The organism is Streptomyces sp. NBC_00083 (assembly GCF_026343295.1).
GTDB lineage: Bacteria > Actinomycetota > Actinomycetes > Streptomycetales > Streptomycetaceae > Streptomyces.
Genome location: NZ_JAPELY010000001.1, coordinates 694,712 through 718,470, shown reverse-complemented (window position 1 = coordinate 718,470; position 23,759 = coordinate 694,712). Strand labels below are relative to the sequence as shown.

Annotated in this window: 17 protein-coding genes, 3 tRNA genes and 1 pseudogene; 12 read left to right on the top strand and 9 right to left on the bottom strand. The window is 72.4% G+C overall.

Annotated elements, in window-relative coordinates; genetic code table 11:
* The first annotated feature begins 123 nt into the window (after positions 1-123).
* Together OOJ98_RS03125 and OOJ98_RS03120 are read left to right on the top strand one after the other, a co-directional pair.
* Positions 124-858 (top strand): bifunctional DNA primase/polymerase, encoded by a 735-nt coding sequence (locus tag OOJ98_RS03125; RefSeq protein ID WP_267053056.1) that lies wholly within the window; start codon positions 124-126, stop codon positions 856-858.
* Positions 849-922 (top strand) — tRNA-Lys (locus OOJ98_RS03120). The genes OOJ98_RS03125 and OOJ98_RS03120 overlap by 10 nt, the downstream gene beginning before the upstream one ends.
* A 189-nt stretch (positions 923-1,111) precedes the next feature.
* On the opposite strand, the gene OOJ98_RS03115 is transcribed toward OOJ98_RS03120, so the two are convergent.
* Entirely contained in the window at positions 1,112-2,353 is a 1,242-nt protein-coding gene (locus OOJ98_RS03115; protein ID WP_267053055.1) for a M6 family metalloprotease domain-containing protein, read from the bottom strand.
* Positions 2,354-2,722: 369 nt separating this feature from the next.
* Between OOJ98_RS03115 and OOJ98_RS03110 the strand changes: the two genes are divergently transcribed.
* Positions 2,723-4,666, top strand: coding sequence for a bifunctional diguanylate cyclase/phosphodiesterase (locus tag OOJ98_RS03110; protein WP_267053054.1), 1,944 nt, complete (start codon positions 2,723-2,725; stop codon positions 4,664-4,666).
* A gap of 82 nt (positions 4,667-4,748) precedes the next feature.
* Here OOJ98_RS03110 and OOJ98_RS03105 read toward each other — a convergent pair whose 3' ends face one another.
* Both OOJ98_RS03105 and OOJ98_RS03100 read right to left on the bottom strand, forming a co-directional pair.
* Entirely contained in the window at positions 4,749-6,467 is a 1,719-nt protein-coding gene (locus OOJ98_RS03105; RefSeq protein ID WP_267053053.1) for a glycosyl hydrolase family 18 protein, read from the bottom strand.
* Between the two features lie 647 nt (positions 6,468-7,114).
* Positions 7,115-8,203 (bottom strand): LLM class flavin-dependent oxidoreductase, encoded by a 1,089-nt coding sequence (locus OOJ98_RS03100; protein ID WP_267053052.1) that lies wholly within the window; start codon positions 8,201-8,203, stop codon positions 7,115-7,117.
* Positions 8,204-8,311: 108 nt separating this feature from the next.
* Here OOJ98_RS03100 and OOJ98_RS03095 point away from each other — a divergent pair, with 108 nt between their 5' ends.
* The 8 genes from OOJ98_RS03095 to OOJ98_RS03060 all read left to right on the top strand — a co-directional run bounded on the left by OOJ98_RS03095 (position 8,312) and on the right by OOJ98_RS03060 (position 15,640).
* A complete protein-coding gene (locus tag OOJ98_RS03095; RefSeq protein WP_267053051.1) occupies positions 8,312-9,712 on the top strand; it encodes an amidase in 1,401 nt (466 codons plus the stop codon).
* A 76-nt stretch (positions 9,713-9,788) separates the two neighbouring features.
* A complete protein-coding gene (ehuB, locus tag OOJ98_RS03090; protein ID WP_267053050.1) occupies positions 9,789-10,667 on the top strand; it encodes an ectoine/hydroxyectoine ABC transporter substrate-binding protein EhuB in 879 nt (292 codons plus the stop codon).
* Positions 10,664-11,323, top strand: coding sequence for an ectoine/hydroxyectoine ABC transporter permease subunit EhuC (gene ehuC / locus OOJ98_RS03085; RefSeq protein ID WP_267053049.1), 660 nt, complete (start codon positions 10,664-10,666; stop codon positions 11,321-11,323). Before ehuB ends, ehuC begins: the two co-directional genes overlap by 4 nt.
* A complete protein-coding gene (ehuD, locus tag OOJ98_RS03080) occupies positions 11,320-11,970 on the top strand; it encodes an ectoine/hydroxyectoine ABC transporter permease subunit EhuD (protein WP_267053048.1) in 651 nt (216 codons plus the stop codon). The genes ehuC and ehuD overlap by 4 nt, the downstream gene beginning before the upstream one ends.
* A 13-nt stretch (positions 11,971-11,983) precedes the next feature.
* Entirely contained in the window at positions 11,984-12,742 is a 759-nt protein-coding gene (locus OOJ98_RS03075) for an amino acid ABC transporter ATP-binding protein (RefSeq protein ID WP_267055491.1), read from the top strand.
* Positions 12,743-12,953: 211 nt separating this feature from the next.
* The gene (locus tag OOJ98_RS03070) at positions 12,954-13,712 is read left to right on the top strand and encodes an IclR family transcriptional regulator (protein WP_267053047.1); all 759 of its coding nucleotides are present in this window, start codon (positions 12,954-12,956) and stop codon (positions 13,710-13,712) included.
* A 73-nt stretch (positions 13,713-13,785) separates the two neighbouring features.
* Positions 13,786-13,859 (top strand) — tRNA-Lys (locus tag OOJ98_RS03065).
* 197 nt (positions 13,860-14,056) lie between these two features.
* Positions 14,057-15,640 (top strand): MFS transporter, encoded by a 1,584-nt coding sequence (locus tag OOJ98_RS03060; protein ID WP_267053046.1) that lies wholly within the window; start codon positions 14,057-14,059, stop codon positions 15,638-15,640.
* Positions 15,641-15,724: 84 nt separating this feature from the next.
* Here the strand turns inward: OOJ98_RS03060 and OOJ98_RS03055 are convergent, their stop codons facing one another.
* From OOJ98_RS03055 to OOJ98_RS03035, 5 genes and pseudogenes are all read right to left on the bottom strand, one after another.
* Positions 15,725-16,639, bottom strand: a complete 915-nt coding sequence (locus OOJ98_RS03055; protein ID WP_267053045.1) for an SGNH/GDSL hydrolase family protein — start codon at positions 16,637-16,639, stop codon at positions 15,725-15,727.
* Between the two features lie 442 nt (positions 16,640-17,081).
* Positions 17,082-18,758: an AMP-binding protein gene (locus tag OOJ98_RS03050; protein WP_267053044.1), complete on the bottom strand. Its 1,677-nt coding sequence runs from the start codon at positions 18,756-18,758 to the stop codon at positions 17,082-17,084.
* A gap of 26 nt (positions 18,759-18,784) precedes the next feature.
* On the bottom strand, positions 18,785-19,384 hold the full coding sequence (locus OOJ98_RS03045) for a lytic polysaccharide monooxygenase (protein ID WP_267053043.1): 600 nt from the start codon (positions 19,382-19,384) through the stop codon (positions 18,785-18,787).
* A 155-nt stretch (positions 19,385-19,539) separates the two neighbouring features.
* Positions 19,540-20,643: pseudogene (locus OOJ98_RS03040) on the bottom strand (SPFH domain-containing protein); the annotation flags it as partial.
* Positions 20,644-20,777: 134 nt separating this feature from the next.
* Entirely contained in the window at positions 20,778-22,148 is a 1,371-nt protein-coding gene (locus OOJ98_RS03035) for a peptidoglycan-binding protein (protein ID WP_267053042.1), read from the bottom strand.
* Positions 22,149-22,339: 191 nt separating this feature from the next.
* Between OOJ98_RS03035 and OOJ98_RS03030 the strand changes: the two genes are divergently transcribed.
* A tRNA-Lys gene (locus OOJ98_RS03030) sits at positions 22,340-22,413 on the top strand.
* A gap of 72 nt (positions 22,414-22,485) precedes the next feature.
* Here the strand turns inward: OOJ98_RS03030 and OOJ98_RS03025 are convergent.
* On the bottom strand, positions 22,486-23,517 hold the full coding sequence (locus tag OOJ98_RS03025) for a glycoside hydrolase family 6 protein (RefSeq protein WP_267053041.1): 1,032 nt from the start codon (positions 23,515-23,517) through the stop codon (positions 22,486-22,488).
* Positions 23,518-23,759: the final 242 nt, after the last annotated feature.

Here is a 23,759-nt window from a genome sequence, read left to right as displayed (position 1 = left end):
GTCCCCGCGGGCGAGCGCGCCCGGGGCATATGCCGGGGCGCAAGATACGCCCTACCGCCCCGCCCTGTCCCGGTTTCCGCCAAGCCGCACGGGCGGGGTCCGCCCGGCCGGTAGACGTAGAGCATGAGCAGCGGCGATGGCAACGGCGGGATCGGTGGCGTGCGGCGGACGGAGACGGGTGGTGGCGCCCTCACGGCGGTGGGCGAGCGCAGCGGGCAGGCCGGGACGGACGAGGCCCTGGACATCTTCTCCGTCCTGCGGGACGAGGGAGGCCATCAGGCCGGCGACGTGACCGCGGCGGGCGCGGCCTGGCTGTCGTCCGCGTCCGGCCACCCGCGCAGCACCCTCGCGCTGTGGGAGGCCCGGCCCACCGCGCCCGGGGTGCTGCCCTGCGGCTCGGTCTTCGACGTGGTCAACGTGCCCTCGATGTTCGGGCGCCGCATGCTCGACCGGTTATGGGCCGAAGGCCCCGGCTCGGGCCCGGTGGCGATCCACCGCGGGCGCATGCTCCTGTTCGCCGCCCCCGGCACCGCGCAGCGCCTGCCCTCACTCCTGGAGTGGGAGGAGTGGCACCGCCCCGAAGCTCCGGTGCCGCCGCTGCTGTGCCACGGCGCCGGTGACGCCGTCACCGTTCCGGCGCTGGTGACCCCGGGGCGGGAGAACTCGGGTGCGGCCCGCTGGCTGGTCGCCCCCGACACCCGCCGCCCGTGGCTGCCCGGACCCGATGTCCTGCTGTGGGCCTGCGTCCGGGCCGCCCGGAACGAGACGGCGAGCGGGCCCTCGGACGCTCCCCGGATTTCGATTTTTCCTCGCGCCGATCAGGATGCTAATGTCTACGACGTCAGCAGGCGCCGCTAGCTCAGTTGGTTAGAGCAGCTGACTCTTAATCAGCGGGTCCGGGGTTCGAGTCCCTGGCGGCGCACAGACGGAAGAAGCCCCTCGCGCAAGCGGGGGGCTTCTTTGCTGCCCTGCCCGGGGCGGAGAAACCGCGAACGCGGGACCGACGGGCCGGCGTGAGCCCCGACCGGGGCGACCCGACGCCAGCCGCGCGACGCCGCCCTCCCTGCGAGCCCCCCGCACACACGACCCGCCCCGTCGCGGCTCGTCCCGGTCAGTGGGAGATCTTGACCGTCCACGCGCCCGACTTCGTCCGGCCCTCCGCCTCGATCCTGATGCCCTCGTCGGGCACGGTGAACGTCTCGCCCACGCCGATCGGCGCGTCGGCGAGTGCCGGGTAGACCGACTTCTCCCAGCACCCCTCCGTGTCCGGATGCGCGTCGAGCACCTCGACCGGTCCGCCGCCGGACCCGGAGCCGCTGCGGACCCGGTAGACCAGGAGTCCGGAGGCGCAGCTCGCCCGGTCGAGGCCCGCCGGTTCGCGGACCTCGATGGCGATGGCGCGGTCCTCGCCGGTGCGGACCACCGCGAGCCGCTTGCCGGCGGCGCCCGCCTTCGCGGGGGACGCGGACAGCGGCTCCAGGGTGATCCTGGTCGTGCCGTCCCCCGTCACGCAGCCGACCTCGCGCCGGTCGATCCAGCCGAGCTTCCACTTCTGCCAGGCGAACAGGTCGGGCGCCGTGCCGAACTGACTGCCCATCACATCCCAGTCGCCGACGTACGTGTCCCAGTCGCCGCTCTTGCCGTCCTGCGGCCGGTGGTAGAGGTCCGGCAGGTCGAAGACGTGCCCGGTCTCGTGGGCCAGCACGTTGCGGTCCGGCGGGTGGTGCTCGAAGACCGTCACGGCGCGGTTGATGTCCCGCCCGTCGGCGCGCACCGGCCGGTCGAAGTTGACCACCTTGGTGGCGTCCGAGTCGACGCCGGGCGCGTCCGGATCGGCGACGAGATAGACGATGTCGTACCGCGAGAAGTCGGTGGTGGGGTCGGCCGCGTGGATGGCGTCCATGAGGTAGCGGGTGCGCTGGCGCGGGTCCCAGTCACGCTCTATGCGGTACGAGGTCGACGCGGCCGGCATGCGCACCCAGGCCCGCTGCGGTTCGGCGTCGAGCCGGAACTTGCCGTACGAGGCCTGCTCGAAGAAGCGGCTGGTCGCGGGGAAGTAGTCGGCGGCCAGGTCCTGGGGGGTGGTGGCGGGCCGGGAGTCCGGGAAGGACAGGAAGACCATCACCGCCTTGAGGGCGCGGACCGGGCGCGGATAGGCGGAGTTCCAGGTGTCGACGCCGAGCGAGTGGTGGGCGTCGGTCCTCGGCAGGGCGCAGGGCACCTCGGAGTTGGCCGCGACCGCGGGTCCCGACACCAGCGAGATGGCGGCGAGCGCCGCGAACGAGGTGAGGGCCGCGGCCGCGCTCCGCAGCCGGACACGCTCCACTCCCCCGGGTGTCAGCGGACCCTGCACGGCAACCTCCGGGAGCGGGATGCGGAACGTCCCACCCACTTTGTGCAGGTTTATATGGATATGCCCTGTTTCGATGCCCCAGAAGGGTGAGGACGGCGACACCCCGATGACTTACGCAAAGTCACGACCGATCACCGAGGGCCCGAGCCCGGCCACACCCGCGCAGAAACGATCGGTCAGCGATCGACACGGAACTCCGGGTGCTCTTGATCACGACGGTGAAGCTGGATCGCGCCGTGCGCCAACCTCTATGATCGGCACACTTTCCAGCGTGGATCCGGCCTCCTGGGCCGGCGTCCATCCCGGCCGAAGACCCCGGCCACCTCCGTACTACCTCTGCACGACTCGAATGCACTGCGGGAGCCAGCGGTGAGCGGAACCTCCGAAGGACCGGGTCGAGCACCCGGGACCATCCGGCCGCCCGTCACGGAGCGTCATACGGACCGGATCGCGGGCGTCCTGGCGGAACGCCCCCCGGAACACGCCGAAAATCCCGGCCCGCGGACCGAACGCGCCGCGCAGACCGAGCGCGCCGCGCAGACCGAGCGCGCCGCACGGTCCGAGCGCTACGCGGCGGGACGCACCCCCTCCGAAGTACGCGACTTCCGGGCCGCGTTCAACGCCGCCCACCTCGCGATGGCGGTCGTCGACCGCGAGGGCAGCGTCGTCGCGGCCAACGACGCGCTCGCCGAACTCCTCGGCACCGACCCGGCCGCGCTGCGGCACCAGGAAGCGGCCGACCTCGTCGACCTGGCCGCCGACCACCGCACCTGGCACGCCTACCGCGAGGTGCTGCGCGGCGCCCGCAACCGGTTCCGCTGCACCCGTCGCCTCAAGCACCCCGACGGGCACTCGCTCTGGGCCGAGGTCACCGTCGCGCCCGTACCGGACAGCTCCAGCGTGCTGCTCTCCATCGCGGACATCAGCGACCGGCGCGAACTCCAGGCGCGCCTGCGCCACCTCCAGATGCACGACCCGGTCACGCGCCTGCCCAACCGAACCCTCTTCTTCGAGCGGCTCACCTCCGCGCTCGAGGCGTCCGCGTACGACAACGGCGGCACCGGCCGCATCGGGATCTGCTACCTCGACCTCGACGGGTTCAAGGCCGTCAACGACACGCTGGGCCACCGCGTCGGCGACCGGCTGCTGAGCGCCGTCGCGGCCCGCCTCACCGAATGCGCCGACCAGTCCGGGTACGCGCGCAACGGCGGGCATCTGGTGGCGCGGCTCGGCGGCGACGAGTTCGCCGTCCTGGTCGAGGACTCCACGGGTACGGAGCAACTGGCCGAGCTGGCCAATTCCGTACTCACCGCGCTCCAGCAGCCCTTCGACCTGGCGGGTCAGCGCCTGTCGGTGTCGGCCTCGATCGGCGTGGTGGAGCGGGCCGGCGCCGGCACCTCGGCGACCGGTCTGATGCAGGCCGCCGACACCACGCTGTACTGGGCCAAGGCCGACGGCAAGGCCCGCTGGACGCTCTTCGACCCCGAGCGCAACGCCCACCGCATGACCCGCCAGGCGCTCTCCTCCACGCTCCGCCCGGCCGTGGAGCGCGGCGAGTTCACCCTTGAGTACCAGCCGCTGGTCGGGATGGCCGACGGCGTCGTGCACGGCGTCGAGGCGCTGGTGCGCTGGAACCACCCCCAATTCGGGATGCTTCCGCCGAATCGGTTCATCGGGATCGCCGAGGAGGACGGCTCGGTGGTGCAGCTCGGCCGCTGGGTGCTGCGCACCGCGTGCCGGCAGGCCAAGCGCTGGCAGGTCGACCACCCCGGGGTGCCGCCGGTCTTCGTCAGCGTCAATGTGGCGGTGCGCCAGGTGTGGGACTCCGACCTGGTGGCCGATGTGGCGGAGATCCTCGAAGAGACCCAACTCGCCCCACAACTGCTCCAGTTGGAACTCACGGAGTCCGCGGTGATGGGCTCGGCCGGCCGGCCGCTCCAGGCGCTTCAGGACCTGTCCGACATGGGCGTGCACATCGCGATCGACGACTTCGGAACGGGCTACTCCAACCTCGCCTATCTGAGCCGGCTGCCCGTCTCGGTGCTCAAGCTGGACGGGTCGTTCGTGCGCGGATTCCAGTACGACGAGGGCGGCGCCCATCCCAGCCCGGCCGACGAGACCATCGTCGAGGCCATGGTCCAGCTCGCGCACCGGCTCGGCCTCACCGTCACCGCGGAGTGCGTGGAGACCACCGAGCAGGCGTCCCGGCTGGCCCGGATCGGCTGTGACACGGGCCAGGGCTGGCTGTACTCGCGCGCGGTCACCCCGGACCGGATCGCCAAGATGATCGCGCTCAGCCCTCAGCAGGTCTGAGCCGGCACGGTGCGCCATGACGGCCGCCCCGCTCCTCTGTCGCGAGGAGCGGGGCGGCCGCGTGTGCGGGGCGGTGAGGTGGTCAGCAGGCGCCGAGGTCCACCCAGACGCCCCACTGTCCGGTGGTGCCGGGCTGCTCGCCCTTGGTCCACCACTGGGCCTTCCAGGTGTGACCGCCGTACGAGACCTGGTTGCCGCCGGTGTAGGTGGCGGCGCTGTCCCAAGCGGCGGCGGTGCAGCCGCCGGGCGTCGGGGACGGGCTGGTGGGGGCGGTCGGTGTCGGCGACGGCGACGGGGAGTTGGTGGCCGTCGGCGTCGGGTCCGGAGTCGAGGACGGCGAGGAGCCGACCGCGTCCACGATCTGGTTGAGCAGGGTGGTCTTGTCGTCGAGACCGAGCAGGCTGTACATCATGGCGCCGGCGAGACCGCGCTGGTGGGCGTAGTCGGCGCGGGCCTGGATGGACTGCTTGTCGAGGCCGGTGAAGAACTCGCCGTCCTTGTAGAAGTACGAGGCCTTGGCGTCGGCGTCCCAGAAGGTGGTCGCCGGGTTGTCGACGATGCCGCCGAGTTCCTTGTAGAGCGCGGTGCCCGCGACCTGGCTGGTGGGCCGGGCGTTGGAGGGGCCGGTCGCGCTCTGGCCGAGGCCGTTGTTGGTGGCGGGGACGCCCTTCCAGCCGCGGTAGTAGAACTCGTACCCGAGCGTGATCTTGTTGGCGGGGAAGCCGCCGGCTATGCCGTAGGCCGGGTTGCCGTCGATCCAGGAGTCGATCGCGTTGGAGATCGAGTACTTCTGGGTGCCGGGCTTGATCACGTCGGTCGGGTCGTTGGCGGGCGAGACCAGCGGGGACTGGTGGTAGGCCGGTCCCGTCGCGTTCCAGGCGCCGTGCATGTCGTACGTCATGATGTTGGCGTAGTCGAGGGACGCGCCGATCTTGTCCGTCTCGATGTTCTTGATCTTGTCCTGGCCGGCCGGGAGCGCCGCCGTCAGGAGGTAGTGCTTGCCGCCGTGCGCACTGCCGTACGCGTCGAGCTGCTTGCGGAACTCGGCGAGCAGGGCGGTGTAGTTGGCCTTGTCCTCGGCGCCGTAGTGGTTGCCGAGGTGGCCGTCGGGCGAGCCCGGGTACTCCCAGTCGATGTCGACGCCGTCGAAGATCCCGGCCGCCGAGCCCGCGCCGCCGTAGCCGGCGTCGACGGGCAGGTTGCCGGCGATGTACTGGTCGATGCAGGACGACACGAACTTCTTGCGGCTGGCGTCGGTGAGCGCGGCGTCGTGGAAGTACTTGGAGTACGTCCAGCCGCCGATCGAGATGTTGATCTTCAGCTTGGGGTACTTCGCCTTCAATTCCTTGAACTGGTTGAAGACGCCCACGATCGGCTGGTTCCAGGTGTCGGCGACGCCGCTGACGCTGTCGGCGGCCGAGAACGACTTCTGGTAGTCGGCGAACGAATCGCCCGCGCCGTCACCGGCGTTGGGGTTGCTGTCGTCGCCCGCGGCCTTGTTCGCCTCGAAACAGGTGAGGTTGGTGGGGTCGATGTTGCCGAACGAGTAGTTCAGGACGTCGAGTTTGCCGGCGATGCCGCGGGTGTCGAGGTGCTTGGGGTAAAAGGCGTTCCCGTACACGCTCCACTGGTCGTAGTACGCGATCTTCACGCCGCCGGTGGAGGGGGCGGCGGCGCTCTGTGCGGAGTTCTGGGCGGAGTCGGCGGCGGACGCGGTACCGAGGCCCGCGAAGGCGGCCAGGGCGCCGGCGGCGAGCACGGCGGTGCTCAGGGCGGCGACGAGGGGTCTGCGGCGTTGCAAGGCGGGCCTCCGGGGCGGTGGGGCACGAGGGGGTGCGGGGAAGGGCGGTTGAGGAAGTGATAGCGATCTCATCCCGGCCACGTCAATGGTCTGAACCAAATTGAGGACTAGACCAATTTGGCGCCGAACCCGCTTGTCAGAGGCCGAGTTGTACGTTTCGGCCCCGCCGGATCCAGCCACCCCGGGCCCCCGGGACCCGCCGCCCGCCCCCGATCCGTCCTGTACCACTCCCTCGACCAACGCGAAAAACCCGGGGCCACCCCCAACCCCACCAGCGTCGAAATCCGGGCCACCCCCAACCCCGCCAGGGGCGCGGGGAGCCCATCTGTGGGGCCAGGGCACCCCCAGCCCGCTAGGGGCGCGGGGAACTGCGCACCCAGACACCCACGGTCCGCACCCGAAGGCGAACGGGCGGAACCCGGACCGTCTTTGCCCGCAGACCGTGCGGGGTTGCTCGCGCAGTTCCCCGCGCCCCTAGCGGGTCGGGGGGAGCCTCATCCGCATGGGTGCCCTGCGCCCCAACCCCCTGGGGTGGGCCTCATCCGCATGGGTGCCCTGCGCCCCTAGCGCCCTGGGGTGGGCCTCATTCGCATGGGTGCCCTGCGCCCCAACCCCCTGGCGTGAGCCTCGCTCGCAGGGGGTGTGGGTCAGGCCTCGGTGGGGAGGGCGTAGGCGTCGGCGATGAGGTCGTAGGAGCGGACCCGCACCGACGGACCGTGCGCATTCGCCGTGAGCATCAGCTCATCCGCCCCCGTCCGCTTCTGGAGGTCGTCGAGCCCCGCCCGCACCTCCTCCGCCGTACCGGAGATCACATTGGCCAGCCAGCTGTCCACGAACTCCCGCTCCAGCGCGCTGAATTGGTGGGCCTCGGCCTCCTCAGGAGTCGGGACGAGGCCGGGGCGCCCGGTGCGCAGCCGGACCATCGACAGCGCGTTGGTGAGCGTCTGGCGCCGGGCCTCGCGCTCGTCGTCCGCCGCCAGCGCCGAGACGCCGATCAGGGCGTAGGGCGCGTCCAGCACCGCCGAGGGCCGGAAGGAGTCCCGGTACAGGTCGAGCGCCGGCACCGTGTTCGCCGCCGAGAAGTGGTGCGCGAACGCGAAGGGCAGCCCCAGCGTGCCGGCGAGCCGCGCGCTGAAGCCGGACGAGCCGAGCAGCCAGATCGGCGGGCGGCCCGCGGGACCCTGCACGGGACCCGGCACCGCGTGGATGCGGGCGTAGGGGTGCCCGTCGGGGAAGTCGTCGTCGAGGAAGCGCGTCAGCTCGGCCAGCAGCTGAGGGAAGTCGTCGGCACCCTCGTGGAGCCCGCGGCGCAGCGCCGCGGCCGTCGCGCCGTCCGTGCCGGGCGCCCGCCCGAGCCCCAGGTCGACGCGGCCCGGCGCCATCGCCTCCAGCGTGCCGAACTGCTCGGCGATCACCAGCGGCGCGTGGTTGGGCAGCATCACACCGCCGGAGCCGAGCCGGATGCGGGAGGTGTGCGCGGCGAGGTGGGCGAGGATCACGGCCGGCGCCGACGAGGCGACCCCGGGCATGGAGTGGTGCTCGGCCACCCAGTGCCGGTGGAAGCCGCGCCGCTCCGCGAGCTGCGCGATCTCCACGCTGGTGCGCAGCGCCCGGTGCGCGGTGTAGCCGGAGCCCACCGTCACCAGGTCGAGCACCGACAGGGGCACGGGCGCGGTCCCGAGCGCCGTTCCTCGAATCGCATCCACGTCCACCGCTCCACGCCTCCGGGTCGTCATCGTTCACGTACACCGCCACCAACAGGAGGCACTCTCCGTTTATTCCCGTCCGGCCGCGGCGGCCGTACCGCCACGTGGGCCGGGAGAAACATGGGTACGACACCCCCCATGACTGAGCCGAGCGAACTCACGGACCTGACGGCACGTCAACTCCTCGCCGGATACCGGGCGGGCACCTTCTCCCCCACCGAAGCGACCCGCGCCGTCCTGGCCCGGATCGAGGCCGTCCAGCCCCGCCTCAACGCCTTCGTGCGCGTCGACACCGCGAGCGCCCTCGCCCAGGCCCGCGCCGCCACGGAGCGCTGGCACGCGGGAGAGCCGAGGGGGCTCCTCGACGGCGTGCCCGTATCGGTCAAGGATCTGCTCCTCCAGGCCGGCGGCCCGACCCTGCGAGGCTCCAACACCACCTCGGAACAAGGACGTTGGGACGAGGACGCACCGGCCGTGGCGCGGCTGCGCGAGCACGGCGCGGTCCTGGTCGGCAAGACGACGACCCCCGAGTTCGGCTGGAAGGGCGTCACCGATTCACCCCGTACCGGCGTCACCCGCAACCCGTACGACCCCGCGCGCACCGCGGGCGGCTCCAGCGGCGGCAGCGCGGCGGCGGTCGCGGCCGGCGCGGGGCCGCTCTCGCTCGGCACGGACGGCGGAGGCTCGGTCCGCATTCCGGCGTCGTTCTGCGGGGTCGTCGGGTTCAAGCCCACGTACGGCCGGGTCCCGCTCCACCCCGCCAGCCCCTTCGGCACCCTGGGGCACGTGGGCCCGATCGCCCGGGACGCGGCGGACGCGGCGCTGCTCCTCGACGTGATCAGCGGTGCGGACGACCGGGACCCCACCGCCCTGGAGCCCCCCGCCCACTCCTACGCCGCCACCCTCGCCGAGGACGCGGCGGCCGGCGTCAAGGGGCTGCGCATCGGCTACTCCCCCTCCTTCGGCGGCCAGGTCGCGGTGCACCCCGCGGTGGCCGCGGCGGTACGGGCGGCGGTGACCCGGCTCGCCGGGCTCGGCGCGTACGTCGAGGAGGCCGACCCCGACTTCGCCGACCCCGTCGACGTCTTCCACACCCTGTGGAACGCGGGGGCGGCCCGCCTGCTCGACCACATGGCGCCGGAGAAGAGGCAGTTGGTCGACCCGGGGCTGCGGATGATCGCGGCGCGCGGCGCGCGGCTCTCCGCCCGCGACCTGCTCGCAGCGCGGGACGCCCGTCTGGAGCTCGGCCGCCGGACGGCCCGCTTCCACCGGCGCTACGACCTGCTGGTGACGCCGACCCTGCCGCTCACCGCGTTCGGGGCGGGCCGGGAGGTGCCGGAGGGTTCGGCGCCGCACCGCTGGACGGGGTGGACGCCGTTCACGTATCCGTTCAATCTGACCCAGCAGCCGGCGGCGACCGTCCCCGTCGGCCTCGACGCGGACGGGCTCCCGATCGGCCTCCAGCTGATCGCCGCGCGCCACCGCGACGCGGTGGTGCTGCGGGCCGCCGCGGCCTTCCCCGGCTCCCCGATGGGGTGAGTCCGGGGCGCGGACCCGGCCGGTGTCCGAAAAAATAAGAGGCATGGGCCGGATGAAGAGGGGTAGCCGCGCCGCCATGGCCCGAGCTACCTCACGCCCCAGACCCTCCATACCCAGGCGGACCCTGCTCACCGGCGCCGCCGCCGTCGCCCTCACCGGCGCCGCCGCCTGCTCCCGAGTCCCCGACGGCGACGCGCTCGCCCGGCTCACGTCGCAGGGCACGGTCCGCCTCGGCATCGCCGGTGAAGTCCCCTACGGGTATGTGAACGAGCAGGGCGAGTTCACCGGCGAGGCTCCCGAACTCGCCAAGGTGATTTTCAAACGGCTCGGAATCGGCCGCGTCCAGCCCGTCGCCACCGACTTCTCCTCCCTGATCCCCGGCCTCAACTCGCAGCAGTTCGACGTCGTTTCGGCCGGTATGTACATCAACAAGGACCGCTGCGCCCAGGTGTTGTTCGCGGACCCCGAGTACCAGATGCTGGACGCCTTCATCGTCCGCAAGGGCAACCCGAAGAACCTGCACACCTACGAGGACGTCGTCCGCAGCAAGGCCCGGTTCGCGACCGGCACCGGGTACGCGGAGATCGCGTACGCGACCGCCGCCGGTTACCCCGAGAAGAACATCGTCATCCTCCAGGACCAGGTGGCGGGCCTGAACGCCGTGGAGTCCGGCCGCGTCGACGTGTTCGCGGGCACCGCGCTCACCGTGCGCGAAGTGGCGAAGAAGAGCGCGAAGGCCGAGGCCACGCAGCCGTTCGCCGCGGTCGTCGACGGCAAGAAGAAGATCGACGGCGGCGGTTTCGCCTTCCGCCCCACCGACGGCGCGCTGCGCGACGCCTTCAACGCCGAGATCCACCGCATGAAGCAGAGCGGCGAACTCTTCCGGATCCTGCAGCCCTTCGGGTTCACGCAGGCCGAGATGACCACCCTGACCGCCAAGGAGCTGTGCCGATGACGGCGGGACTGTGGCAGCACTGGGTGCTGCCTGGCATATGGATCACGGTCCAGCTGACCGTCTACAGCGCCGCGCTCGCGGCCGCGGTCGCCTTCGGCGTGGGCATGGCGCGCACCCACCGCTCGCGCCTGGTGCGCTTCCTCGCGGCGGCGTACACGGAGATCTTCCGGGGCACCTCCGCCCTGGTCCTGATGTTCTGGCTGTTCTTCGTGCTGCCGCCGCTGGCCGGCTGGCAGCTGGTCCCGATGTGGGCGGCGGTGCTCGCGCTCGGCCTGTCCTACGGGGCGTACGGCGCGGAGATCGTCCGCGGCGCCCTGAACGCGGTGGCGCCCGCCCAGCGTGAGGCGGGCGTCGCGCTGAGCTTCACGCCCTGGCAGCGGATGCGGCTCGTGCTGCTGCCGCAGGCGGTGCCGGAGATGATCCCGCCGTTCTGCAACCTGCTCGTCGAGCTGCTCAAGGGGACCGCGCTGGTCTCCCTGCTCGGCGTGGGCGACGTGTCGTTCGCGGCGTACCTGGTGCGGCTCGCGACGCAGGACAGCGCGCAGATCTACACCGTCACGCTCGTCATCTACTTCGTGCTCGCCTTCGGCCTCACCCGCGGGATGAAGGCGCTGGAACGCCGCACCAAGGCCAATCTGGGGGTGACGGTCAAGTGAACTGGGACTGGTCCGCCGTCTGGGACTTCATGCCGCGCTTCTGGGACGGCGTGGTCACCACGCTGGAGATCCTCGCGCTCGGCTCCCTCATCTCCTTCACCCTCGGCCTGGTGTGGGCGTTCGCCTTCCGGGCGCCGACCCGCTTCGTACGCTGGCCGGTCAACCTGATCACCGAGTTCATCCGCACCACCCCGCTGCTGGTGCAGCTGTTCTTCCTGTTCTTCGTGCTGCCCGAGTGGGGCGTGAAGTTCTCCGCGCTGACCACCGGCATCATCGCCATCGGCCTGCACTACTCGACGTACACCGCGCAGGTCTACCGGGCCGGCATCGACGCCGTGCCCCCGGGCCAGTGGGAGGCGGCGACGGCGCTGAGCCTGCCCGCGCACCGCACCTGGTTCGCGGTGATCCTGCCGCAGGCCGTGCGTCGCATCGCCCCGGCGCTCGGCAACTACGTCATCTCCATGCTGAAGGACACGCCGCTGCTCGCCGGCATCAGCGTCCTGGAGATGCTCCAGCAGTCCCGTCTCGCGGGGGCGAGCACCTTCCAGTACACCGAGCCGCTGACCGTCGTCGGCGTCGCCTTCATCCTCATCGCCTATCCGGCTTCGCTGTTCGTACGAGCCCTGGAGCGCCGCCTTGTCCGCTGACACCCAGATCGAGATGCCCGTGAAGAAGCAGAGCGGCACCGAACTGATCCGCTTCGAGAACGTCACCAAGAGCTTCGGTGACAACACCGTCCTCGACGACCTGTGCTTCACCGCCCGCAAGGGCAAACACGTCACCCTGATCGGCCCGTCGGGCTCCGGCAAGACCACGATCCTGCGGCTGCTCATGACGCTGGAGACCCCGGACTCCGGCACCATCCAGGTCAACGGGAACCGCTTGTTCCCGGCGGACGAGAAGGAACGCAGAGAGGCCCGCAAGAAGATCGGGATGGTCTTCCAGCAGTTCAACCTGTTCCCCAACATGAGCGTGCTGCGCAACATCACCGAGGCGCCGGTGCGGGTGCTCGGGCTCTCCTGCGACGAGGCCGAGCAGCGGGCGCGCGAACTGCTCGACCTGGTGGGCCTCGACGAGAAGCGCGACGCGAAGCCCTCGCAGCTCTCCGGCGGGCAGCAGCAGCGGGTCGCGATCGCGCGTGCCCTCGCGATGCGTCCCGAGGTGCTGCTCCTGGACGAGGTGACCTCCGCTCTCGACCCGGAGCTGGTGGCCGGGGTGCTCGACCTGCTGCGCGACATCGCCCGCACCACGGACATCACCATGCTCTGTGTCACCCATGAGATGAGCTTCGCGCGGGACATCTCCGACGAGGTGATGATGTTCGACGCCGGCAAGGTCATCGAGTCGGGTCCGCCGGAGCAGATCTTCGGCGCACCCGAGCACGAGCGCACGCGGGAGTTTCTCGGAGCGATCGCGTGACCACGCGGTGTGCACGGCGCTGACCTGAGGTTCCGGTCGCCCGCGCGGTGACGGACCTTGACTCTGGCATATGCCAGGGTGGCGCGTCCCAGGACAGGGCCCTGGAGCGCGCCACCAATGTTGTCAACACCCCCACCGCAGACGGGTCTTGGCGGCTATCGTGGAGGTGCAGACCTGCCACCTTCGCAGCTCGACCTGCTAGGGGGAAACCGTGGCGCTGAAGCCGGAGCCGACCGCGCCGTTCCACTCGGTGCACTACGTCCTGCGGGTCCTGGAGGCGATCTCCAGGCACGGCGGGGGCGTCACCGATGTCCAGGTCGCGCGCGAGACGGGTCTGCCCACCGCCCATCTGGCCTCCATGCTGCTCATGCTGCGGCGCGAGGGCTATGTGGAGCAGGTGGCCGACGGGGCCTATGTGATCGGCGACTCGATGGTCCTGCTCGGCTCGGGCGCCGCTCGCCAGCAGGCGCTGGAGACCAAGCTCCAGAACACCCTCATGTCGCTCCGCGACACGGTGGGCGCGGCGGTCTACATCAGCCGCTACATCGACGGCGAGGTCAAGATCACCCAGTACGCGGACGGGCCGCGCGCCCCGAAGGTCAACGAGTGGGTCGACTTCAAGTCGGCGGCGCACGCGAGCGCGGTCGGCAAGTGCCTGCTGACCCAGCTCGACCAGAACGGCCGCCGCGACCACCTCTCGCGCCACAAGATCGCCCGGCTCACCTCGCGCACGATCACCAGCGAGAAGGTCCTGTTCTCCAAGCTCGACAGCCAGCCGGCCACCGTGCCGGTGCTCGACCTCCAGGAGTACGCGGTCGGCACGGTCTGCGCGGCGGTGCCGCTCACCGCGGGCTCGGCCGTGGGCTGCCTGGCCCTGTCGATGCCGATCGAGCACGCCCACCGGCTGCGCGCCGCGGCCGACACCCTCAACCGCGGGGCCGCCCCGGTGGTGCTCTCCCTGGCCATCTGAGCACCCCGCGCACCCCGCCCCGGGGTGGTCATCAGCACCCCACGGGACCAGGTAGTATTTTCTCTGTCAGCACGCGCCGCTAGCTCAGTTGGTTAGAGCAGCTGACTCTTAATCAGCGGGTCCGGGGTTCGAGTCCCTGGCGGCGCACAGACAGAAGAAGCCCCTCGCGCAAGCGGGGGGCTTCTTCGTGTTCCGGCCCAGGGCCCGCCGGGCCGGAACCCGCCCGGAGCGGGGCGCTCCACACACCCGTCACCCACGAGGCGCCGAGCCACGCCCACAGATCCATACGTACGTCTTAAACGTAAGTACTAGACAAGCGTTTAAGACGCTCGTACATTACTGCCATGACGAACACGACGAGCACCACAGCGAGCACCACCGGCGGCGTCTCCCGCCGCGCCGGGCGCAAGGAGTGGACCGCCTTCACGGTCCTCCTGCTGCCTCTCCTCCTCGTCTCGATGGACGTCTCCGTCCTCTACTTCGCGCTCCCCTCGATCAGCAGCGAGCTCCACCCCACCGCCACGCAGCAGCTGTGGATCATCGATGTGTACGCCTTCGCGCTCGCCGGGCTGCTGATCACGATGGGCTCGCTCGGCGACCGGATCGGGCGGCGCAAGCTGCTGCTGTTCGGTGCGGCGGCCTTCGGCGTCGCCTCGGTCACCGCCGCGTACGCCACCAGCGCCGAGATGCTCATCGCGGCCCGCGCGCTCCTCGGCATCGGCGGGGCCACCCTCATGCCCTCGACCATGGGCCTGGTCCGCAACATGTTCCACGACGACAAGCAGCGCGGTCAGGCGGTCGGCATCTGGTCCGGGGCCATGGCCGGCGGGATCGCGCTCGGCTCGGTGCTCAGCGGCGTCATGCTGGAGCATCTGTGGTGGGGCTCGGTCTTCCTGATCAACGTGCCCGCGATGGTGCTGCTCCTGGTCCTGACGCCGGTGCTGGTCCCGGAGTTCAAGGACCCGGCGCCGGGGAAGTTCGACATGCTGAGCGTGCCGCTGTCGATGGGATCGGTGCTGCCGGTGGTGTACGGGCTCAAGGAGTTCGCGGCGGACGGCTTCGCCTGGTCGTACGTGGTCTGGATCGCGGTGGGCCTGGTCGTCGGCACGGTCTTCGTCCAGCGTCAGCGCACCCGGCGCTCCGCGCTGATCAGCCGGGAACTGTTCCGTCCCGGACGCCGGTTCGGTGCGGCGATCTCGCTCAACACCATCGCGGCGTTCGCGATGATGGGCTCGGCCTACTTCACCACGCAGTACCTCCAGTCGGTGCTCGGCATGAGCACGATGCGGGCCGCGCTGTGGAGCGTCGCCCCCTCGCTCGCCGTCGGCATCGCCGCCCCCACCGCCTCCGCCGTGGCCCGCAAGGTGAACCGGGCGTACGTCATCGCCACGGGCTTCGCCGTGGCTGCCGCCGGATACGCCCTGCTCGCCCTGTCCGGCACGGACTCCCTGGCGATGGTCCTCGCCGGGGCGGCGGTCATCGGATGCGGCATCGTGACGGTGATGGCGCTGGTCTCCGACATGGCGCTGGCCTCGGCGCCCGTCGAGAAGGCCGGCTCGGCGGCCTCGCTCCTGGAGACGGGGCAGGAGTTCGGCGGGGCGCTCGGCATGGCGGTGCTCGGCTCGATCGGCACGGCGGTCTACCGCGCCGACATGCCGGCCACCGCGCCGGCCGCCGCCCGGCAGACCCTCGGCACGGCGGTCGCGGGCGCCGACCACGGCCTGGCGGTCCTGGCCAGGGAGGCGTTCGTGCACGGCATGCAGTACGCGGCGCTCGGCGGCACGGTGGTCCTGGTGGCCGCGGCGGTACTGGCGGCGGCGCTGCTGCGGGGCGTGGGAGCGGCGGGGGCGCAGGCTCAGGACGCCGGAGTCGAGGAAGCCGGGGTTCGGGAGGCGGCGCCGGGCCGGGTCACACAACCCGCGGTGTGAGCGACGCGTACGGCGCCGAGGGGGGTGCAGCCGAAGGGGCCGGCCATCATGACGATGGCCGGCCCCTTCGGCATGGAGGACCGCTCAACTGCCCAGTACGGAGAGCACAGTTGAGGCCTGGTGGTCGGCGCCGAGGCGGTTGGGGTGGAACGGCACGGCGAGTCCGGGCGGGTCGGTGCTCAGCGGCACCAGGCCCTCCACCCAGCGGGTACCGGCCGGCGCGCAGACGTCGTGACCCCGGCTCCCGTCGTAGGTGTCGACGAAGGACGCCCCGTTCTCGGCGGCGGTGGAGGCGAGCATGCCGTTCAACTCCCGCAGCCGCGCGCCGAACCAGGTCATGTCCTCATCGAGGATCGGCACCAGGGGGTAGCAGCCGTGGTCGGCGGCGACACCGGCGAGGTAGTCGACGACCAGGACGGTGGCGTGGGGCGAGCGGTGCCTGATGCCGGCCAGGACTCCGGCGATCCGGGACCTGGTGTCGGCGATCCGCCGGGACATGACGTCCGTGCCGTCGGCGCGCGCGAACCGGTCGCGGCACGGGGTGCCGAGGGGTGCGGGCAGCGGGTTGACGCAGCCCATGACGGCGGTGGCGAGCCCGATGTCGTTGCCGCCGATCCCGACGGTGACGAGGTCGGTGGTGGGGGTGAGCCGGTCGAACTGGGCCGGGTTCACGCCCTGTGCGAGCAGCGGTACGCGCCCGACGTTCTGCGGCGCGGTCATCTCGGCGGTGGTGGCGCCGCCGCACGTGGCGTCCCGGAACGTCTCGACGTGCAGCCGGGCGGCGACCTGCTTGGGGTAGTTCCAGCTGCTCTGGGCGCAGCCGCTGGGGGCGTAGGTGGAATCGATGCCGAGCACGGTGACGTCGGCGGACCAGGAGTCGCCGAGGGCGACGTACTCGTGGAAGTGGGGGCGTTCCGCTGCGGTGGCGGTGGCGGTGGCAGGGAGGGCGAGGGTGAGCAGGGCGGCGGCGAGGGTGTGGAGAAGGAGGCGGGGGTTCACGGGCCCATCCAGCCATTGGTGGGTGGGGTGCGGGGGGACGCTGGCCGACAATTCACCCACCCGAGTAGCCGGGGCGGAGCCCCAGCGACCCGGCCTACGTCTGCGGACCGTGCCCGCGTCCCGCGCAGTTCCCCGCGCCCCTGGCGGGGCCGGCCTTGGCAGGGTGCCCGGTCGAGGCAACCTCAGCCCGTCCGGCGATTGAGGACGAGGGCCGTTCCGGCGCGTTCGGGGTCTGGGACGGAGCCCCAGGCAACCCCGCCTTCGTGTGCGGACCGTGCGTGGCTGGTCGCGCAGTTCCCCGCGCCCCTTGGCTGCTCGATCCCGCCCGGCATGCGCATACCCAGCCCGTCCGGCGATTGAGGACGAGGGCCCTTCAGGCCCGAACGGGGTCTGGGGCGGAGCCCCAGGGCACCCGGCTGGCGTCCGTGGGCCGCGCCCCTGACTACTCGGTGCCGGGCGGCACGCACATGGCCGGGGGAAGGGGGTGGTACGTGGTGGTGCCCGGGGGGCGCCACCACACGGGGCCGCCCGACCAGAACCCCTCCCGCCGCAGCCCCGCCCGCGCCACCTTGTTCGTCGCCGTCACCGGCAACCCCGCCATCACCCGCACGAACCGCGGCGCCATCTTCGTACCCAGGTCGGGCTGGGAGGCGAGGAACGCGGTGAAGGCGGCGGGGTCGAAGGCGGCCGGGTCCGGCAGGGCGAGCGCCGCCATCACCTGGTCGCCCGTCACCGGGTCGGGCACCGCGTAGACCGCCACGCCCCGCACCGGCTCCCACCGCGCGAGGATGTTCTCGATCATCGCCGCCGCCAGGTTCTCGCTGTCCACCCGCAGCCGGTCGTCGGTGCGCGCCGCGAAGTAGAGGAAGCCGTCCGCGTCGCGGAAGAACAGGTCACCGGTCCAGTACCAGCCGCCCCTGCGCCGCTCCGCCTCCGCCTGCGGATTGCGCCAGTACCCCTCGAAGGGGTTCGGCGCCCGGTTCACCAACTCCCCTATCGCCTCGGCCCCGTTGAGGAGCCGGCCGGCCCCGTCGAACCGCGCCGGTGCGCAGACGCGGCCGGTCTCCGGGTCGACCACCGCGAGGTCGCCGCCCGGCGCGGCCCTGCCGATCGCGCCCGGCGGCGTGCCCGGGGTGCGCTGGATCGCCGCGCCGCCCTCGGAGGATCCGTACCCCTCGACGAGCCGCACGCCGAACCGCTCGGCGAACCGGTCCGCGTCGGCCGCCCCCGCCTCCGTGCCGAACCCGGTCCGCAGCGCGTGCTCGCGGTCGTCCGGCCGCTCGGGGGTGGCCAGCAGGTACTGGATCGCCCGGCCCACGTAGGTGAAGTACGTGACGCCGTACGCCCGTACGTCGTCCAGGAACCCCGACGCCGAGAAGCGGTCGCGGAGCGCCACGGTCGCGCCGCTTGTCAGCGCCGGGGCCCAGTTGGCGATCACCGCGTTGCCGTGGAACATCGGCATGCAGATGTAGTGCACGTCGTCGCGGCCGAGCGCGAAGTGGGCGGCGAGCGACTCGCCCGCCGCGGCGAGCCGGCCCTGGGTGCAGATCGCGGCCTTGGGGGCGCCGGTCGAGCCGGAGGTGAAGTACAGCAGGAGCCGGCTGCGCGGCCCGACCGGCCCCACCGTCGATTCGCCCGGCACCGCGCCCTCGTACGGGGCGAGGAGCTGCTCGTACGCCTCCGTGCCGGTCACCAGGACGCGTACGCCCGGCAGGTCGAGCCCGTCGAGCAGGGGGAGGTGGGCGCGGCCCGTGATCAGGACGCCGCATGCGGTGTGCAGGATGTCGCGGGCCAGTTCGGGGCCGCGCCGGGTCGGGTTGATGCCCGCCACGGCTGCCCCGGCGAGGGCCGCCGCGCTGAGCCAGAGCGGGAATTCGGGGGTGTTGTCGAGCAGCACCCCGAGGTGCGGCTCGGCACCCCGGGGCAGCAGCTCGGCGAGGAGCGCCGCGCGGGCGGCGGCGCCCGCGGCGACCTGGTGGTGGGTGAGCTCCAGGTCGCCGCAGCGCAGCGCGGTCCGCGCGTCGCCCCACTGCCGCCGCACGTACGCGGCGACGGTCGGCGCGGCCCGGTCCGCACCGGTCCGGTGCGCCGTGGATCCGTTGGACGCCCTCTTCGTCATGGCGCCGCACCGTAGTTGATGGAGCGTCAGAACTGAACGTCCGAGCAGGCGTAGAAGGCGTTGCCGGTGTCCGCGATCGTCCACACGGCGACGATCATCTGGCGTCCGGTCCGGCCGGTGGGGATGGTGCCCTGGTGGGACACCGTGGCCGGCGGCTGCTTCCCGCCGTAGGGCACGGTGAGGAACGGCTGGGTGTCGAGCGCGGCGCGGGTCAGCTTCTGCGCCGGGTTCCAGCCCTGCTTGGTGAGGTAGTAGCGGAAGTCCGTCGTGGCATGGCGCGCGGTGAACTGCCAGCGGAAGGTGTAGGTCTGACCACCCGTCAGCTGGGTGGTGGGCCAGCCGGTGCCGCCGCGCGGGTCGTCCAGTTCGGCGAACCTGCTGTTGCCGCCGGCGCAGATGGTGCCGTCCGCCGGGCCTGCCGCCGGGAAGCCCTTGGGGCCCTCGACGGACTGCGGCTCCCACTGGATGTCGCCGCAGTTCTTGACCGTGCCGTTGGCGCAGAGCTTCTGCCTGCTGATCGGCTGGTCGGTGTAGCCGTGGCTGCTCGCGCTGCCGGTCGCGAGCAGGGACGCGCCGGCGACGGCGAGCCCCACCACGACGGCACCGAGCCGTTGCTTCTTTCGCATGCTGACACTCCTGGAGACCGTGGGGGAGTTCCTTGGGGTGGAGCTGCACGCGTGCGGTATGTCATGTTCCGGTCTAGACCAACTACCAGCCTATGGAAGGGAGTTGAGCGTGTCCAGGTGTTGGTCCAGGCCAATCGGGAGGAGCTCGGGCCCCCTCAGCCGCCCTCCCCCGACCCCCGCCCCGTGTAGAAGGCCACCGTCAGGTCCTTCACCAGCGCCTTGCGCTCGTACGCGTCGAGCTCCACCAGGCCCCGCGAGGTCAGCCGGTGCACGGTGTCGTCCACCGCGTCCACCACCGAGGTCAGCACCGCGTCGCGGTGCTGGGCGTCGATCGCCGCGACCCGACGGCGGCGCATCGCCGCGGCCACCTCGGGCGCGTACTCGATGCGGGTCGGCTGCGCCGAGTACAGCTCGATGCCGACCGGCTCCGCCTCCGCCTTCAGCAGTCGCGTCAACGCGTCACCGACGGCCTCCGCGTTCCTGAGCGTGGGCGCGTCGTCGTGGAAGGCGTCGGCCGGGAGCTGCGAGAGCACACGCGCCGTCGCCGCCTCCACCTGCTCGCGCAGATACGTCTCGTGGTCGGCGACGGCGAGGGTGGCCCGCGCGGTGTCCTTGACCCGCCACACCACGAGCACCACCACCCGGAGCGCGGTGCCGCGCGCGTCGACCGCGCCCATCGGCTCGCTGCGCCAGTGCCGCAGCCGCAGGTCGACCCGGCGCCGCAGCAGCAGCGGGCTCGTCCACACCAGGCCGGTGCGCCGCACGCTCCCCCGGTAGTCGCCGAAGAGCGAGAGGACCCAGGCGTGGCCGACGTGTCCCCGGCCGAGCCCGCCGAACGCGAGGACCACCAGGGCCACCCCGACCCCGAGCAGCCCCCACTGTTCGGGCCGCACCCCGTGGTACGGGAGCGCGGGCAGCCGCAGCAGGGAGGTGACGGCGCGCGGCAGGACCCCGGCCCACCAGGCCACCGCGCCGCAGCCGGCGAGCGCGAGGATCCCGACGGCCACCGCAGTGCCGCCCGGCACGGCGGGTCCCGGCCGTTCCGAGATCCGCGGGTCGACCGGCGTGGCCGGCCTCACCGGCACGGCGACCGGGGTCCGCGCGCCGGCCTGCTTGGGCGGCCGGGCGACGGGACGCGGGGCCGGCGGATCGGCCGCGCGCACCACCGGGCCGGGCCCGGTGTCGTCGCGGAACAGCAGGTGGACCGGGATCTCCGCGGTGTGCTCGTTGCGGATGACCGCGACCCTGCGCCCGCCGTCCGGGGCGGAGGGCGCGACGACGGCGGGGTCGGCGGCCGGGACGCGGGACGGCGGCTCGGCGCCGCCACCGGGGCCGGCCGGATCGCCCTGGATCGGGGCGGGAGTCGGGGTCTGCATGCTCGTCTGTCCCTCCATCATGCGAAGAGCCGCCGCCATGTCTCGGGGCCGGGGTATCCGTCGGCCTCGGCGCCCCGCCAGCCCTGGGCGCGCTGGAACGCCTCGACGTTGCGCCGGTCGGCCTCGCCCCAGCGCGGTCCGGGACCCGAGGTGTAGTACGAGCCGAAGCCCTTGAGGACGAGCTGCCGCCCCAGCCGGGTGACGTACGGACCGCTCTGTCCCGTACGGAAGAGGCTCGGGCCGGGGTAGGCGGGGCGTGCCGCCTGTGCGCCGCCGGTGGGAGCGACCGCGGGCACCGCACCCGCGGGGGCGGGCGCGGCGGGCGGGATGTTCTTGCCGGTGCCCTGCACGAGCAGCGCCCAGGTGCGGGCCCCGGGGATGCCGTCGGCGTCGGCGCCGGTCCAGCCCTGGGCCTGCTGGAAGGCGCGGGTCGCGTTCAGGTCGGCCGTGCCCCAGCGCGGCCCCGGGCCCTGTGTGTAGAAGCGGCCGGCGCCGCGCGCCACCAGCATCTGGCCGAGCCGGGTGACGTAGCTGTTGTCGGCGCCGGGCCCGAACTTGTCGGCCCCGGGGAACGCCGTACTGCCGCTGCCCGCCCCGGTGTCGGCGGTGTGGTCGACGGCGGGCACCGCTCCGGAGCTGCCCGCGGTGAGCCCCTTGTAGCGGTAGGGCAGGTAGTTCGCGGAGTTCTTCCAGTACGCGTACGGGGTGGCCTGCTTGCGGGTGCCGGGCGGAGTCTGCTCGTAGGCGGTGTAGTAGCTGTGCGTGTAGTCGGTCCAGCCGCCGAAGATCACCACGTGCGAGCCCTTGGTGGGGTTGCCCGGGTTGTGGAAGAGGAGCATGTCGCCGGGCTGGAGTTCGTCCTTGGTCACCCGCACCCCGTACTCCGCGAGGCTGCCCGTCCATTCGTTGGTGCCGAGGTCCCACGCCATCGAGACGTAGCCGGAGCAGTCCTGGCGGTACCCGTCCGTCCAGTACGTCTCCATGTCGTACGGCACGGTCGCGGCCACCCAGGTCTTGGCCCGGTTGATGATCTCGGCCCGGGTGGTGGGCCGGGGCTTCTCGGGGCCGTGCGCCGCATGGCCGGGCGCGCCGTGCAGTCCGCTCGTGCTGCCCTGCTCCGTGGGCGGCCCCGGGTCGGCGGCCCTGTTCGCACCGGGGCCGTCGCTCGCCGGGACGGGGGCGGCCGCGGCGACCGTGCCCGCGCCGAGCACCATGGAGGCGGCCGTCGCCGCGACCAGCGCGCGCCGCGCGCCGCCGTTGGCGGCGGGGTGGCCGCCGTCGCGCACCGGGAGCAGCCGGAGCCGCCGCCCGTCGGCGCAGCCGGCGCAGCCGCACTCGGCCGTGGGCTCGTAGTCCTCGAACACCGGTCCGGGTGTACTGGCTTCCATCCGCTGCCCCTCGTTCGTTCCGCAATCGGAGACTTCGGCGATCGCTTCCGCGCCGTCACGCCCAGGACAGCGTCCACACTGCCCAAACACGTCACATTTTGACCGATTAGTACCGATAAAACGAACATCTGACAGCGTGGCGCTGGTCAAAACCACCCTCAGGAGTCCGGTAAAGTTTTCCGTGTCAGCAGGCGCCGCTAGCTCAGTTGGTTAGAGCAGCTGACTCTTAATCAGCGGGTCCGGGGTTCGAGTCCCTGGCGGCGCACGCACCACCGAGGCCCCCTCGCCCAGCGCGAGGGGGCCTCGGTCGTTCCCGTGCGGAGCCGGCCGGAAGGCGTCAGCGGGTGTTGCCCGCGAGCGACAGGGCGTATTCCGGCCACCACTTGCCCGCCGGGGGGCCGCCCTTGCAGGGGCCGTCCGACTCCCCCGGGCGTTTCGCCCACACATAGGCGTCGACCGGGCCGCCCCCCGTGTCCGCCGTCGGCCGTTCGCCGAGCGCGCGGCCGGGCGGGTTGCACCAGCGCTCCGCCGGGTCGCCCTCGGCGTACGGGCCGTTGCCGTTGCGGCTGGTGTCGATCACGAAGTGCTTGCCGCCGACCTTCGCCGAGAGGTGCTCGCCGAACTCCCGGCTCGCCCGCGTGGTCTGGAAGTTGGACACGTTGACCGCGAACCCGTCGGCGCCCGCGATGCCCGCCCGGCGCAGCGGCTCGTCCAGCGCGTCCGGCGAACGCCACCCGGCGTTCCCCGCGTCCACGTACACCCGCGTCCCGGGCTGCCGCTTGAGCCGGTCGACGGCGCCCTTCAGGAGCGCGTACCGCGCCTCGCGGAACTCGGCGGGGGTGCAGCCGTCGACGACGTGCAGCAGCGCGTCCGGTTCCAGGACGATCGCGGCGGGGCGCTCTCCGATACCCCGGGCCACCTGGTCGACCCAGTCGCGGTAGGCGTCGTCGTCGGGTGCGCCGCCCCGGGAGAACTGGCCGCAGTCGCGGTGCGGGATGTTGTAGAGGACCAGCAGCGCCGTCCGGCCCGCCCTGGTCGCGGCCTGCGTGTAGCCGCGGACCCTCCCTTCGGGGTTCTCCCCCGCGATCCACTCTCCCGCCGGCTGCTCGGCGATCTTCCTGATGAGCGCGGCCTTCTCGCTGTCTCCCGCCCGGGTGTACGCGGCGAGCTGACGCGCGGCGTTGGTGTCGGGGTCGACCCAGAACGGGCTGGTGGACGACGTCGGCTGGGCGAGCCCGGACGGCGCCGCGCTCTCACCGGCCTCCGCGCCACCGCCCCCGTCACCGCCGCCGCACCCCGCCGCGAGAAGAGCCAGCGCGACGGCCGGCACCCGGATCCGTACCCCTGAACCTGCCCGACTCCCGTACATAAGCTGCCTCTTGGCCCCGTTTCGTGCCCGCGCGGCCGAGCCGTCCCGGCCACCGTGGGGCCCTCCCTGACCGGTACGTCCACCGGTCGACTTGGCGTCATCCGGGCCTGGGCCCGTGACGCGCGGCGGTTCTGGAGTGGTGTGGCCGGTCTCCGCGCCGGCCGCCCCACGGCCACCCGGCCGCACTGAACCTCCCGCGGCGGTGCCGGACCTCTCCCGCAGCCCGCGCACCGGCGGTCGAG